This window comes from Pseudomonas capsici, assembly GCF_017165765.1.
Classification (GTDB): Bacteria; Pseudomonadota; Gammaproteobacteria; order Pseudomonadales; family Pseudomonadaceae; genus Aquipseudomonas; species Aquipseudomonas capsici.
In genome coordinates this window covers 1-13,633 of record NZ_JAFGZD010000018.1, presented here as the reverse complement: position 1 = coordinate 13,633, position 13,633 = coordinate 1, and the positions used below count along the sequence as shown (strand labels likewise).

General features: G+C 57.5%; 15 protein-coding genes and 2 pseudogenes. 16 read left to right on the top strand and 1 reads right to left on the bottom strand.

The features are described 5' to 3' along the window. Positions 1 to 234: 234 nt before the first annotated feature. From JSY17_RS20025 to JSY17_RS20015, 3 genes are all read left to right on the top strand, one after another. On the top strand, positions 235 to 768 hold the full coding sequence (locus JSY17_RS20025) for a PAAR domain-containing protein (protein ID WP_117185307.1): 534 nt from the start codon (positions 235 to 237) through the stop codon (positions 766 to 768). A 4-nt stretch (positions 769 to 772) separates the two neighbouring features. Beyond that, positions 773 to 1,486, top strand: coding sequence for a peptidoglycan recognition protein family protein (locus tag JSY17_RS20020; RefSeq protein ID WP_117185306.1), 714 nt, complete (start codon positions 773 to 775; stop codon positions 1,484 to 1,486). Between the two features lie 517 nt (positions 1,487 to 2,003). Then, the gene (locus JSY17_RS20015; protein ID WP_206402780.1) at positions 2,004 to 2,696 is read left to right on the top strand and encodes a hypothetical protein; all 693 of its coding nucleotides are present in this window, start codon (positions 2,004 to 2,006) and stop codon (positions 2,694 to 2,696) included. 54 nt (positions 2,697 to 2,750) lie between these two features. Here the strand turns inward: JSY17_RS20015 and JSY17_RS20010 are convergent, their stop codons facing one another. Beyond that, positions 2,751 to 3,029, bottom strand: coding sequence for a polyhydroxyalkanoic acid system family protein (locus JSY17_RS20010; RefSeq protein WP_117182510.1), 279 nt, complete (start codon positions 3,027 to 3,029; stop codon positions 2,751 to 2,753). A gap of 144 nt (positions 3,030 to 3,173) precedes the next feature. Between JSY17_RS20010 and ubiE the strand changes: the two genes are divergently transcribed. From ubiE to JSY17_RS26130, 13 genes and pseudogenes are all read left to right on the top strand, one after another. Continuing rightward, positions 3,174 to 3,944 (top strand): bifunctional demethylmenaquinone methyltransferase/2-methoxy-6-polyprenyl-1,4-benzoquinol methylase UbiE, encoded by a 771-nt coding sequence (gene ubiE, locus JSY17_RS20005; RefSeq protein ID WP_117182508.1) that lies wholly within the window; start codon positions 3,174 to 3,176, stop codon positions 3,942 to 3,944. Next, positions 3,944 to 4,567, top strand: a complete 624-nt coding sequence (locus JSY17_RS20000; RefSeq protein WP_200978664.1) for a ubiquinone biosynthesis accessory factor UbiJ — start codon at positions 3,944 to 3,946, stop codon at positions 4,565 to 4,567. The genes ubiE and JSY17_RS20000 overlap by 1 nt, the downstream gene beginning before the upstream one ends. Continuing rightward, a complete protein-coding gene (gene ubiB / locus JSY17_RS19995; RefSeq protein WP_201013080.1) occupies positions 4,564 to 6,183 on the top strand; it encodes a ubiquinone biosynthesis regulatory protein kinase UbiB in 1,620 nt (539 codons plus the stop codon). Before JSY17_RS20000 ends, ubiB begins: the two co-directional genes overlap by 4 nt. Before the next feature lie 70 nt (positions 6,184 to 6,253). Next, positions 6,254 to 6,646 carry a phosphoribosyl-AMP cyclohydrolase gene (gene hisI / locus JSY17_RS19990; protein ID WP_117182502.1) on the top strand — a complete coding sequence of 131 codons (393 nt, stop codon included), beginning with the start codon at positions 6,254 to 6,256 and terminating at the stop codon, positions 6,644 to 6,646. Positions 6,647 to 6,648: 2 nt separating this feature from the next. Further along, positions 6,649 to 6,981: a phosphoribosyl-ATP diphosphatase gene (locus JSY17_RS19985; protein WP_025262314.1), complete on the top strand. Its 333-nt coding sequence runs from the start codon at positions 6,649 to 6,651 to the stop codon at positions 6,979 to 6,981. Between the two features lie 42 nt (positions 6,982 to 7,023). Continuing rightward, positions 7,024 to 7,299 carry a twin-arginine translocase TatA/TatE family subunit gene (locus tag JSY17_RS19980; protein ID WP_117166479.1) on the top strand — a complete coding sequence of 92 codons (276 nt, stop codon included), beginning with the start codon at positions 7,024 to 7,026 and terminating at the stop codon, positions 7,297 to 7,299. Positions 7,300 to 7,302: 3 nt separating this feature from the next. Then, complete coding sequence (gene tatB / locus JSY17_RS19975; RefSeq protein ID WP_206402779.1) at positions 7,303 to 7,737, top strand: Sec-independent protein translocase protein TatB; 435 nt, start codon at positions 7,303 to 7,305, stop codon at positions 7,735 to 7,737. Beyond that, positions 7,734 to 8,531: a twin-arginine translocase subunit TatC gene (gene tatC / locus JSY17_RS19970; protein WP_117166481.1), complete on the top strand. Its 798-nt coding sequence runs from the start codon at positions 7,734 to 7,736 to the stop codon at positions 8,529 to 8,531. The genes tatB and tatC overlap by 4 nt, the downstream gene beginning before the upstream one ends. Beyond that, a complete protein-coding gene (locus JSY17_RS19965) occupies positions 8,528 to 9,235 on the top strand; it encodes a 16S rRNA (uracil(1498)-N(3))-methyltransferase (protein ID WP_206402778.1) in 708 nt (235 codons plus the stop codon). Before tatC ends, JSY17_RS19965 begins: the two co-directional genes overlap by 4 nt. Before the next feature lie 84 nt (positions 9,236 to 9,319). Further along, positions 9,320 to 10,381 (top strand): annotated as a pseudogene (locus tag JSY17_RS26220) (methyl-accepting chemotaxis protein); the annotation flags it as partial. Beyond that, entirely contained in the window at positions 10,373 to 11,236 is an 864-nt protein-coding gene (locus JSY17_RS26215; RefSeq protein ID WP_444993351.1) for a methyl-accepting chemotaxis protein, read from the top strand. The pseudogene JSY17_RS26220 and the gene JSY17_RS26215, both read left to right, overlap by 9 nt. 207 nt (positions 11,237 to 11,443) lie before the next feature. Then, positions 11,444 to 12,526 (top strand): annotated as a pseudogene (locus tag JSY17_RS26135) (methyl-accepting chemotaxis protein); the annotation flags it as partial. Then, positions 12,512 to 13,387 carry a methyl-accepting chemotaxis protein gene (locus JSY17_RS26130; RefSeq protein ID WP_408636105.1) on the top strand — a complete coding sequence of 292 codons (876 nt, stop codon included), beginning with the start codon at positions 12,512 to 12,514 and terminating at the stop codon, positions 13,385 to 13,387. The pseudogene JSY17_RS26135 and the gene JSY17_RS26130, both read left to right, overlap by 15 nt. Positions 13,388 to 13,633: the final 246 nt, after the last annotated feature.

Below are 13,633 nucleotides of genomic sequence, written 5' to 3'. Positions count from 1 at the left end.
CGGCACACAAAATCTGCCACCACCAGCGAGTGTGATCGTCGCTGGCCCAGTTAATCCTGGTGGCCGCTCAAGGTTTTTCGCTGTCTGAAACATCTCGGTCACTTGGACTACAAGCTTGGACACGTGCGATGCAGTAATGGCATAGCAACATGAGAGATACGGGCCATCAAGAGTCGACCGTTCAAACAATCCTGATAAGATCGGCCTCGTGAAATTTCTGACAGGGAGTTAGATATGGCAAAGCCAGCTGCACGCATAACAGATCCCACCAGCTGCCCAATACCAGGGCACGGCACTAAAGCGATTGCCTCCGGTTCTCCCGACGTTTTCTTCGATGGACTTGCAGCAGCCACTAGAGGCGACATATGTACTTGTGGCAGCATTTTAACGTCTGCGGTATCGACTACCGTTTTTATAAACGGAAAAAATGCTGCTCTGGTCGGCACTGTAGGCACCCATGGTGACGTGGTAATTGGCGGTTCTGGTACGGTAATCATCGGTGATTTGCATACGCCGGCAACGTTCATTCCTCCCCTCCCGTTATCACTTCAAAAAACCTACGGGCATACATTCAGGATCGTGGATAGCGAAACGGGACAACCTTTAGCAGGTAGAAGCTTTACTGCCTCCATTAATGGCCAAAAAACTACAGGTATTACTAATAGCTCAGGAATAGCAAATATCAAAACCCCTATCAAAGATGCCTCAATTTCGGTGAGTATTGATTTTAACTCCCCTGCTCGGACGCTCAGAGAACTCACGGAATAGAAAGATGACGGAACAATTTACTTCCAAAGCGAAAGCTACCGAATTAAAAGCCGGAGAGCCCGCCCCTTCTACAAGCATTACTGTCAACGACAGGGCTGCCACCAGAGAAGCCATTCTCAGGCTTGTCCGCAATAAAGGTTGTGAGTTTGTAGAGCGCTCATTTTGGGGAGCGCATAAAGCAAAGGGAGAGATGGTCAATGACTGGGACTACTCGATGATTGCGCTCCATCATGCTGGCAGGAGTGTAGGCTGTGGCGCTGGAGCAGAACAGATGCTTTCGATTCAGAATGCACACCAAGCCAAGTTCGCCGATATCGGCTATCACTATGGCATTGACTGTACGGGGAAAATCTTTGAAGGACGGGATATCCGATTCAAAGGCTCAAATGTCAACAATTACAATACCGGTGTAATTGGCATCGTCCTGCTAGAGAATCTGACAACCGCCGATGAAGGTGGGGATATAGTTGCCCTTACCCGACAAACTCTTGAAACCCTCACCGGCAAAATGGATCAAAAAATTCCTGACATTCAAATCGATGCTCTACTGATCTTGATTCAAGCCCTGACCAGCGTTTTCAGGATTACCACTCTGGGTGGACACCGTGAATTCCCTATGCAGGCAGGCGAAGGAAAAATCTGTCCTGGCAATATAGGAATGGAACTGGTAAACAACCTTCGCATTAAAACCAAACTATTACGACCACCATCCCCATGAAATCACTTATCATTATTTCGTTGATCACTCTTACCTCATTTCTATACGTAGGCTTTTATGAAAAAATGGAAGATGCTTATCCGGAGAAGGTATTTTTCATAAAAAAATACCCAACCCTTAAAATGCAATTCGAAAATATTTTCGCGTACGAGTCAGATGACAAAACGTTGAGTGAATTAAGCGACACGGAACGGCAGCAGGTCATTCAATACTGCAAATACCGGCTAGGTGTAACAACAACCTTGAAAACCCAAAACGAGCTTGAAGAGTGCAAGAAAAGATAAGATTAATTTAATCAAATCTCTATCATTCTATAGCAATGCAAGCAAATTATTGGTTCTGCCTACATTAAGTATTGCAAGTCGTCTGAAAACTGTGGGAGGGCCGTGCATTCAGAGAAAATCAATCGTTTCCAATGACGCCTCGCGAATAAATCCTGATTTGCCTCAGCAAACAGCTGCTCCTGTTACTACACGCCAACCTGATAGCATGGCACATGACCGAAGATTGAAGCCCAGTGAAAATAAATAATGCCATTCTGCTCATTGCTTTAGGCCTGACCGGCTGCGGTGAAGAACCGCAACCTGCGAAGCTGCCGGCTTCAGAGGATGTCCTGGCTCAGTATCAAACAATCCACATAGGCCAGGAGAGGCTGAGCCTGCCGACCATTGCATTGCTCTCCTCCACGACCAACAGCAATTTGACTCTGAGCGACGGTACAGAGGTGCCTGTCAGAAATGTGCTGTCGCAGAGCACTCATGGCTCTCGGGTTTCACAGGTACGATTGGCGCTTGATGCTTATGACCAGTTGTACGACTTCAACCTCGATACACATGCCTATGTCTCTAAAGCTTTTTGCGAAAGGTTGTTGATGGATTGGGAAAGGAACCAATGCAAAACAGGGCTCTACGATGGGAAGACGGTATTCCTTCCTCGCCATATCAGCCTTGTTGAGCGCAGCTATCTTCTCGGCTCGACCGAACAACTATTTGCATTGGCTGGCAAGGGTCCAAGCGCCGGAGAGTCAGCTCGAAGAATGCTCGCACAGACACCCGAGCCACAGTTTACGTGCGTACCAACCCAACAACCTTTGTGCACAGCGATCATACCCATTCGAGGCGATCTTGTTGCCGTCTGGGCCACAGGACGGAAATCCGTAGAAGAGGAACGGGAGAAAGTCAGATGGCTCTTGGAGAAGTATCTGAAGTAAGCAAACTCATTCGCGATGGGCGCTTTCGCGGGCGAATCCGCTCTCACCCGGCACTCAAGCCACCAACGCCTTATCCAGCACCCGCTCCACTTCGGACTTGATCGAGCCGCTCATGGCCGACAGGATGAAGTTCAGCTCGATGCTGATCCGGATCAGTGCATCTTCAACCTCAACCTTGCCTTTGGCGCCCTTGCCTTCCAGCTTCACGGTGTCGCCTACCCATTCGTGGGCCAGGCCGTATTTTTCGGCCAGCTTCTCGACCAGTTGCTCAGCCCTCTCCCGCGCCTTGTCACGGCCCAGGGTGTGTGGGCGTTCAACGGTTATTTTCGCCATTGGAGAGTTCCTTTTCAGTCGTTTGAATTGCGGCGCAACTATAACAGCCACTCATGCCGAAGAAAGCCTTGAGGGTGAGCCTTGTCAAGACAAAGCCAGCCCTGGCGATTAGAATGACCGGCATTCTATTCCGGCGGCAGCGATATGAACGATCAGCGCAAAGGTAGCGATACCGAACCCACCACTCATTTCGGCTACAAAAACGTACCGGAAAGCCAGAAGGCCGAGAAAGTCGCTGAGGTTTTCCACTCCGTAGCGGCCAAGTACGACTTGATGAACGACCTTCTGTCCGGCGGCATGCACCGGCTCTGGAAGCGTTTCGCTATCGAGCTTTCCGGGGTACGTACCGGCAACCGGGTGCTGGATATCGCAGGCGGTACGGGCGACCTGACCCGCAAGTTCTCGAATCTGGTCGGCCCGACCGGTCAGGTAGTTCTGGCAGACATCAACGCTTCGATGCTCAAGGTCGGGCGTGATCGCCTGCTGGACCTGGGTGTCGCGGGCAATGTCGAGTTCGTCCAGGCGGATGCTGAAAAACTGCCGTTCCCCGACAACCATTTCGATTGCGTGACCATCGCTTTCGGCCTGCGCAACGTGACGCACAAGGAAGATGCCCTGCGCTCCATGCTGCGCGTGCTCAAGCCCGGTGGTCGTCTGTTGGTGCTGGAGTTCTCCAAACCGACCAACAAGCTGATGTCCAAGGCCTATGACGCCTACTCGTTCGCGTTCATGCCACTCATGGGCAAGCTGGTGACCAATGACTCGGAAAGCTATCGCTATCTGGCAGAGTCGATCCGCATGCACCCGGATCAGGAAACCCTGAAGTCGATGATGGTAGACGCCGGTTTTGACCGGGTGACCTACCACAACATGACATCCGGCATCGTTGCCCTGCACCGCGGTATCAAACCCTGATGTTGCTCCGGGGTCTGCTCGCCAGCGTCGAGCACGGCATCAATCGCGTACTGCGCTTGGACAGCACGGCGGCGCCGCGCCTTGCCGAACTGACCGGCAAGGTCATCGCCATCGATTGCCGCGACCCGGCGTTGCAACTGTTCATCCTGCCCAGTGACGAAGGTCTGCTGCTGGCCGCTGACTGGGCAGCCGATGCCGACTGCATCCTGCGCGCCCCCGCCACCAGCCTGCTGCGTCTGGCGTTGAGCCAGGACAAGACCGCCGTATTGCATGGCCCCGAAGTCGAGCTGGACGGTGACAGCGCGGTATTGCTGGAGCTGGTCGGTATCCTGCAAGACCTCGAACTGGACTGGGAACATGAACTCTCCCGCTGGCTCGGCCCGGTCGCCAGCCAGTTGCTCGGTGGCCACCTGCGCAGCCGCACACGCTGGACCCGCGACAGCTTTGCCAGCCTCGGCCAGAACGTGGCCGACTACCTGAGCGAGGAATCGCGTACTCTGGTGGGCAAGCACGAGGCCGAAGCCCGTTTTGCCGAACTCGATCAGATCAAAATGGATCTGGAACGTCTTGAGGCGCGCTTTGCACGCCTCGCCCAATCCCTCAATTCCAGCGATAACGCATGAAGCTGCTTGCCGTCCGCCGTCTGTTCCGCATTCAACGTGTCGTGATCCGCTACCGCCTCGATGATTTGCTCTTCGCTCTGCCGCTGCCGTGGTGGATGCTGGCCGTGCGCTTTGTCCTGCCGTGGCGCTGGTTGCCGCGCAAGGCCTCGGAGCTGAACCGTGGTGCCCGCCTGCGTCTGGCACTTCAGGATCTGGGGCCGATCTTCATCAAGTTCGGCCAGTTGCTGTCGACCCGCCGCGACTTGCTGCCCGAAGACATCGCCGACGAGTTGATGCTGCTGCAGGACCGCGTACCGCCGTTCGACCAGCAACTGGCCGTACAACTGATCGAAGAGCAACTGGGCGCAAGCATCAGCGATGTGTTCAGCCGCTTCGACGTGACGCCACTGGCCTCGGCTTCCGTGGCCCAGGTTCATGCCGCACGCCTCAAGAGCGGCGAGGAAGTGGTGGTCAAGGTCGTGCGCCCGGGCCTCAAGCCGGTCATCGGCCAGGACATGGCCTGGCTGTTCATCCTGGCCCGCACCGCCGAGCTCCTGTCTGCCGACGCCCGCCTGCTGCATCCGGTGCAGGTGGTCAGCGATTACGAAAAGACCATCTACGACGAGTTGGACCTGCTGCGCGAAGCGGCCAACTCCAGCCAGTTGCGCCGCAACTTCGAAGGTTCCGACCTGCTGTATGTACCCCAGGTCTACTGGGACTGGTGCCGCCCGAAAGTGCTGGTCATGGAGCGCATCTACGGCGTTCAGGTCACCGATCTGGCCACTCTGGCCGACCAGCGCACCGACATGAAACTGCTGGCCGAGCGTGGCGTGGAGATCTTCTTCACTCAGGTGTTCCGTGACAGCTTCTTCCATGCCGACATGCACCCGGGCAACATTTTCGTCAGCACGGTCAATCCATGGCGCCCGCAGTACATTGCCATCGACTGTGGAATCGTCGGCAGCCTGACGCCTCAGGATCAGGATTATCTGGCCCGCAACCTGTTTGCCTTCTTCAAGCGCGACTACCGCCGCGTGGCGCAACTGCACATCGATTCCGGCTGGGTGCCTGCCGAAACCAAGCTCAACGAGTTCGAGGCGGCGATTCGTACCGTTTGCGAGCCGATTTTCGAGAAGCCGCTCAAGGATATTTCCTTCGGTCAGGTGCTGATGCGCCTGTTCCAGACCGCACGCCGCTTCAATATGGAAGTTCAGCCGCAACTGGTATTGCTGCAGAAGACCCTGCTCAATATCGAAGGTCTGGGCCGTCAGCTCTATCCGGACCTGGATCTGTGGACTACCGCGCAGCCGTTTCTGGAGCGCTGGATGCGTGAGCGGGTCAGCCCGAAGACCCTGGTTCAGAACCTGCAGACCCAGGTCGAACAGTTACCGCATATTGCAGGCATGACCCGCGACCTGCTGGAGCGCCTGTCCAGGCCCCATGCGAACGATCCTCCGCCACCACGACTGGGTTCCGGCGATGGCTGGGCCTTGCGCCTGCTGGGCGCGGCGCTGCTCAGTGGTGGCGCAGTGCAGGTATGGGCGTTGAGTGCAGCCGGCCTGCCACTATTGACGCTGACTGCATGGCCGGTTGGAATCATGCTGGTGGCCGGGCTGTATCTGATCGTTCGCCGATAGCCAGCGACGCATGTGACTGGCACACTGTTCAACCCGCCGGGATTATTGACGCCCGGCTGCCGGAGTAGTTATGAAAGACTGGCTGGACGAAATCAACTGGAACAGCGACGGCCTGGTGCCTGCAATCGCTCAGGATTACAAGACCGGTCGTGTCTTGATGATGGCCTGGATGAACCGCGAATCCCTGAGCCTGACTGCAAAAGAGAACCGTGCAATATATTGGTCGCGTTCGCGTGGCAAACTCTGGCGCAAGGGAGAGGAATCCGGTCATGTTCAGCAACTGCATGAGCTGCGCCTGGATTGCGACGCCGACGTCATCATCCTGATGGTCGAGCAGATCGGCGGCATTGCCTGCCATACCGGACGCGAAAGCTGCTTCTACCGGGTTTATGAAAACTCGGGCTGGAAGACGGTCGACGCGGTGCTCAAGGACCCGGATGCCATTTATCACGCAGGACACTGAACATGACTGATACCTTGTCCCGTCTGGCCCAAGTGCTGGAATCGCGCAAGGATGCCGCTGCCGACAGCTCGTATGTCGCCAGTCTGTACCACAAGGGTTTGAACAAGATTCTGGAAAAGATCGGTGAAGAGTCGGTCGAAACCATCATTGCTGCCAAGGATGCCGCCATCAGCGGCGATTGCAGCGATGTCATCTACGAAACCGCTGACCTCTGGTTTCACAGCATGGTGATGCTGGCGGCACTCGGTCAGCATCCACAGGCCGTGCTCGATGAGCTGGACCGCCGTTTCGGGTTGTCCGGACACGCAGAAAAAGCTGCACGCACAGCGGATTAATGACCTGTCCTTCAGGTTCGAATTTTCTACGAGGAATGCTTCATGGGTATTTTTGACTGGAAACACTGGGTCGTCATCCTGATCGTGGTCGTGCTGGTTTTCGGCACCAAGAAACTCAAGGGTCTGGGTAGCGATATCGGCGAATCGATCAAGGGCTTTCGCAAGGCCATGAACGATGAAGAAAAGCCTGCCGAACAACCGGGCGCGCAACCACAGCAGGCTCAGGCCGCCCCTCAGTCCTCGCCTCTGAACCAGCCACACACCATCGACGGGCAGGCGCACAAAGTCGAAGAGCCGACCCGCAAAGACCAGGTGTAAGCCATGTTCGGTATCAGCTTCTCTGAACTGCTGCTCGTGGGTCTGGTGGCCCTGCTGGTGCTGGGTCCCGAGCGCCTGCCGGGTGCAGCGCGCACCGCCGGCCTGTGGATAGGCCGGTTGAAGCGCAGCTTCAATGCGATCAAACAGGAAGTTGAACGTGAAATCGGTGCCGACGAAATCCGTCGGCAACTGCACAATGAGCACATTCTGTCTCTGGAAGAGGAAGCGAGAAAAATCTTCTCGCCCTATTCCGAGCCGGAACCTGCCGCAGAACCGCAGAACGAGCCGCCAGCAGCACCAGCCCAGGAAATCGGCCCGGCAGAACCGGCACCCAAGAGCCAGCTGTCTCTGGAAAAACATCCCAAACAGTCGGCTCCCAAAGTCACAGCCACGCCACCTTCCGCCCACGATTCGTCACTGCCCCCACGAGCCCCATGAGCGATATCCCGGAAAACGATCAGCAAATGCCGCTGGTCTCGCACCTCACAGAATTGCGTACACGCCTGCTGCGTTGTGTTGCGGCGGTGTTCCTGATTTTTGCCGGCCTGTTCTACTTCACCCAGAAGATCTACACGCTGGTTTCGGCTCCGCTACGGGTCTACCTGCCCGAAGGCGCGACCATGATCGCCACGGACGTGGCCTCGCCGTTCCTTACGCCGTTCAAGCTGACCATGATGGTGGCGCTGTTCCTGTCGATGCCGGTGATCCTGCATCAGGTATGGGGCTTTATCGCTCCAGGCCTGTACAAGCACGAGAAGCGCATTGCGGTCCCGCTGCTGGTATCGAGCATCATCCTGTTCTATGCAGGCATGGCGTTCGCTTACTTTCTGGTCTTCCCGCTGATATTCCACTTCTTCGCCAGCGTGACCCCGGAAGGCGTGTCGATGATGACCGATATCGCCAGCTACCTGGACTTCGTCATGACGCTGTTCTTCGCCTTCGGGGTCGCCTTCGAGATTCCGGTGGCCGTGGTGCTGCTGGTCTGGATCGGCATCGTCGACGTCAAGTACCTGAAAAAGATTCGCCCTTACGTGATCATCGGCTGCTTCGTGGTCGGCATGATTCTCACCCCGCCGGACATCTTCTCCCAGACCCTGCTCGCCGTGCCCATGTGGCTGCTGTTCGAGCTGGGCATCCTGTGCAGTTCGATGATCAGGAAGCGTGGCGAGCATCCGGACGACCAGCCCGACGACGCCGACAAGCAAGACCAGCCGCCCGCGACACTGTCGTGAACATGCTGCTTCTTGAAGAGGCCGACTTCATTGCGGCCGACCGGGTCATCCTGCGCGACCGACGCCTCAGACACATGCAGGAGGTGCATCGCGCAGAAGTCGGTGACAGCCTGCGCGTCGGTCGCATCAACGGCCTGCTGGGCACAGCTGAACTGCTTCGTCTTGAAAGCCATGAAGCCGAGCTGCGCATCAGCCTGGACACTGCACCTCCCGCCAAACTGCCCCTGACCCTGCTGCTGGCCGTGCCCCGGCCCAAGATGCTGCGCCGGGTGTTCCAGACGGTTGCGACCATGGGCGTGCCAAAAGTCATCCTGCTCAACAGCTACAGGGTGGAGAAAAGCTTCTGGCAGACCCCGTTTCTGGAGCCCGAAGCCATTCGTGAACAGTTGATTCTGGGGCTGGAACAGGCCCGCGACAGCGTGCTGCCCGAGATCGTCATCGAAAAACGCTTCAAACCGTTCGTCGAAGACCGCCTGCCACAACTGGCCCGCAATACACTGGGACTAGTCGGTCATCCCGGCGACTTTCCCGCCTGCCCACGCGCCGTGGAGCAACAGGTCACACTGGCAATCGGCCCCGAAGGCGGCTGGATTCCCTATGAGATCGACCTGCTGCGCAAGTCCGGCCTGCAACCGGTACAACTCGGAGAGCGGATACTGCGCGTTGAAACAGCCGTGACCGCTTTACTCGCGCGCTTGTTCTGACCTTTCTTTTATCGATTTGATGACTACAGTTTTGTATTTGTAAGCCGATGTAAGAGCGGGCCTACAGGATATTGAGGAGTTGTCATGTATCGCGGGTTAGCTCGAAGTCTCGCCAATGCGAGCGTAAGTCTGAAACTGGCGATAGGCTTCGGCCTCGTCCTGCTATTGACCCTGATGATCACGGCCACGGCCTGGTTCAGCACCCACGGCCTGATATCCCGCGGAGACAGGGTTGCAGCGATCACCGAAGTGAACATGCTGACACTCGAGTTACGCATCAACCGGATGCGTTACGAAACACTGTATAACGCCGAAACGGCCTCGGCTGTAGTGGCAAATCTGGACAAACTCGACGCGGCCCTCAAGACCGCCAGAGGCTTGCTGCGCTCCGCCGAGAACATCAAGCGCCTCGACACCCAGATCCAGAGCGCCACTGAATATCGCCAGGCATTCGGCGAAATGACCAAAGCCATCGAGACCCGGGAAGGCACCCGCAGCCTGATGGGCGACAATGCCGACAAGGCCGTTGCCGAAGTCGGCAAGATCGAAGCCGAACTTCTGAAGGCCGACAATATCCTGGCCTTCAACAATATTGTCGGTGCCAGCAAACAGATCCAGCAGGCCCGCTTCCAGGTGCGCGGCTACACCTACAGCGGCCGTGCCGAGTTCGAGAAGAATGCCAATGCGGCCATCGATGAAGCGATGACCGCCATCAATACCCTGGCGGGCGATATTTCCTCTTCTTACCTGCCCATGCTGCAAGAGGCCATTGTCGGCCTCAAAGGTTACCGCGCCGCCGTCGGGCAATACCGCGATGCCCAGGCAGCCAGCAAGGTAGCGCTGGAAAAAATGACCGCTCTGGGCGTCAAAATGCTGGACCTCAACGATGAAATGATCGATGCGCAGACCGCCAGCCGCGATGCGGAAAGTGAGCAGGCCGTCGTGATGATTTCCATCGCAACGGCACTGGCACTGGTCTTCGGTATTCTGGCGGCCTGGGTCATCACTCGCCAGATCACCGTGCCACTGCAACAGACACTCACCGTGGTGGAGCGTGTTGCTTCGGGCGACCTGAGCCGCAACCTGACCATCGATCGCAGCGACGAACTGGGCAGACTGCAAGGCAGCATCCAGCGCATGACGGTTTCCCTTCGCGAGCTGATTGGCGGCATTCGCGACGGCGTGACCCAGATCGCCAGCGCTGCCGAAGAGCTGTCCGCCGTCACCGAACAGACCAGCGCCGGAGTCAACAGCCAGAAGGTCGAGACCGATCAGGTCGCCACCGCCATGCACGAAATGACGGCAACGGTGCAGGAAGTCGCGCGTAACGCCGAAGAAGCTTCGGAAGCCGCAGTCGCCGCCGATCAACAGGCCCGCGAGGGCGAGCGCGTGGTCAAAGAAGCGATTTCCCAGATCGAGCGCCTGGCCTCGGCGGTCGGCAACTCCAGCGAAGCCATGGGCGCACTCAAGCTGGAAAGCGACAAGATCGGCAGCGTCCTGGACGTGATCAAGTCGGTTGCCGAGCAGACCAACCTGCTGGCGCTCAACGCGGCCATCGAAGCGGCACGTGCCGGTGAAGCCGGTCGCGGGTTTGCGGTGGTCGCGGACGAAGTACGCAGCCTCGCGCAGCGCACCCAGAAGTCCACCGAGGAAATCGAAGCACTGATTGCCAGCCTGCAGAACGGCACCCAGCAAGCCTCGAACATCATGGACAGCAGCCGTGACCTGACTGCCAGCAGCGTGGACCTGACCCGTCGTGCGGGCACCTCGCTGGAAAACATCACCCAGACCGTTTCGGCGATCCAGTCGATGAACCAGCAGATCGCCGCAGCGGCCGAGCAGCAAAGCGCCACTGCCGAAGAGATCAACCGCAGCGTGCTCAACGTGCGCGACGTCTCCGAGCAGACCTCCGCAGCCAGCGAGGAAACCGCTGCCTCCAGCGTCGAACTGGCGCGCCTGGGCAATCACCTTCAGGTGCTGGTGAGTCGCTTCACCATCTGATGCGAGCAGGAAGCGGTGCAGGCCACCGCTTCCTTGTTCGACAGGTTACGTCACGCAACGTGACCGGCTTCACTCGACAATTCTCCCCGGAAATCTCCTACGACCTCTTCAGGTCGAGCGGCTCCTCCTCCCTGCCGATGCGCTCATGACGCATGCCCTGCAACCTTCAGGGCCTGCTTTTTGCTCGCTGATAGCAGGAGAAGCCCGATGTTCAGATGGATCAATCGCTCGCTCGATAACATGAGCGTCAAACTCAAACTGTCTCTGGGCTTCGGCCTGGTGCTATTACTGACTCTTTCCATCACGCTGACCGGCTGGTATGGCCTGGACACCATGATCGAGCGTTCCGAGTCGCTTTCGTCCATCGGCCAGCTCAGCAGTCTGACCAAGGACCTGCGTACCGAACGCATCATTTTCCGCGATGAAAATACCGAAGCAAACGCCAATCGGGTGCTAGAGCGGCTCAATGAACTTGAAGCCCAACTGGTGACGTTGCGCAGGGAAACCGAGGATGCCAGAAGCCTGGCGCTGCTCACCGAACAGAGCCAGATCGTCAGTCGCATGGAGAAGGTCTTTTCCGACCTTGGCCTTGACCGCAAGGCCCGCGATCAGTCGCGTCTCGAGCTGGACCGGCAATCGGAGCTGGCGATGAAAGCCGTGGCGCTGGTCGAAAGCGAGGTACTAAAAGCCGTGAGTCAGGAGCAGGACAACGGCGAACGGCTGAATGAGTTCACCAATATCTCCCAACTCAGGCAGCAGATCCAGATTGCCCGTTATCAGGTCCAGGCTTACACCTTTACCAACAAGGAAGCCGACGAAGCGGCTGCCATCGCCGCCATCGACGAAGCACTCAGGGAAGTGCAGCAGATCTCCCGGGAACAGGCCGACGAGAACATCCAGGGGCTCATACCCGCCGGCGAGACGTTACAGCTTTATCGTGAGCAACTGACCCGCTTCAAGGAGATCCAGGTCAAGGTTGAGGCCCTTCAGGAAAGCATGGAAGAACTGGGCGACAGGATGCTTGATCTGGTGGCCCGGCTGATCAGCCTGCAAAGCGCTCAGCGCGATGTCGAGGCTGCAGGTTCGAGAACCCTGCTGACCAGCGTGGCCGGGCTGGCCTTGCTCATCGGCTCATTGGCGGCCTGGATCATGACACAACAGATCACACTCCCATTGCAGCAGTCTCTGGTGGCTGCCGGACGTATTGCCGAGGGCAATCTGAGCAAGGATCTGGATATCCAGCGCCAGGATGAAATGGGCCGGCTTCAAGACAGCATGCAGGCCATGACCCTGAGCCTGCGCACTCTGGTGAGCGGTATTGGCGATGGTGTCACGCAGATCGCCAGCGCTGCCGAACAGCTCTCGGCGGTGACGGAGCAGACCTGCGCAGGGGTCAACAGCCAGAAGGACGAAACCGATCAGGTGGCCACCGCCATGAATCAGATGACGGCCACTGTGCAGGAAATCGCCCGCAACGCACAGGAAGCCTCCCAGGCGGCCATCACCGCCGATCAGCAGGCACGGGACGGCGACCGGGTGGTCAGCCAGGCCATTACCCAGATCGAGCAACTGGCCAGCGAGGTCGCCAACTCAACCCAGGCCATGAATCGGCTCAAGCAGGAAAGCGGCAAGATTGTCGGGGTACTCGATGTGATCAAGTCCGTGTCCCAGCAGACCAACCTGCTGGCTCTCAATGCGGCCATCGAAGCGGCACGTGCCGGTGAAGCCGGGCGGGGGTTTGCAGTGGTTGCCGACGAGGTCCGCGGTCTGGCGCAACGCACTCAGGAATCCACGGAGGAAATCGAGGAACTGATCGCAGCCTTGCAGAACGGCACCCAGCAAGTCGCCACGACTCTGGACAGCAGTCGCAGCCTGACCGACAGCAGTGTCGAACTGAGCCGCCGTGCGGGCTGCGCGCTGGAGCAGATAACCCGCACCGTGGCCACCATTCAGGACATGAACCAGCAGATCGCAACCGCCAGTGAAGAACAGAGCAATGTGGCCGAGCAGATCAACAGTAACGTGCTCAGGGTACGGGATATTTCGGAACAGACCGCTGCGGCGAGCGACGAGACGGCAGCATCAAGCGTTGAGCTGGCCCGGCTGGGCACTCACTTGAGGGAGTTGGTGGGGAGGTTTCAGGTCAATTAAGAGCTTCGCGAAGGAATTGGCTCTGTCTGCATGAAGTGTTGCAAGTCCGTCAGAGGACTGTGGGAGGCAGCTTGCTGGCGACTTCACCGTTGTCGCCAGCAAGCTGCCTCTCATCAAACAAGACGCAAGGACATGAATTAAAAAGTATTTTTCGTGGGGTAAAACGCGCTCCGGTGGACATATCCATTATCGGTATGTGCTGGTTCTACCGGTTCCGCCTTTACGGCGGCCCCCTTTGTTTCGGCA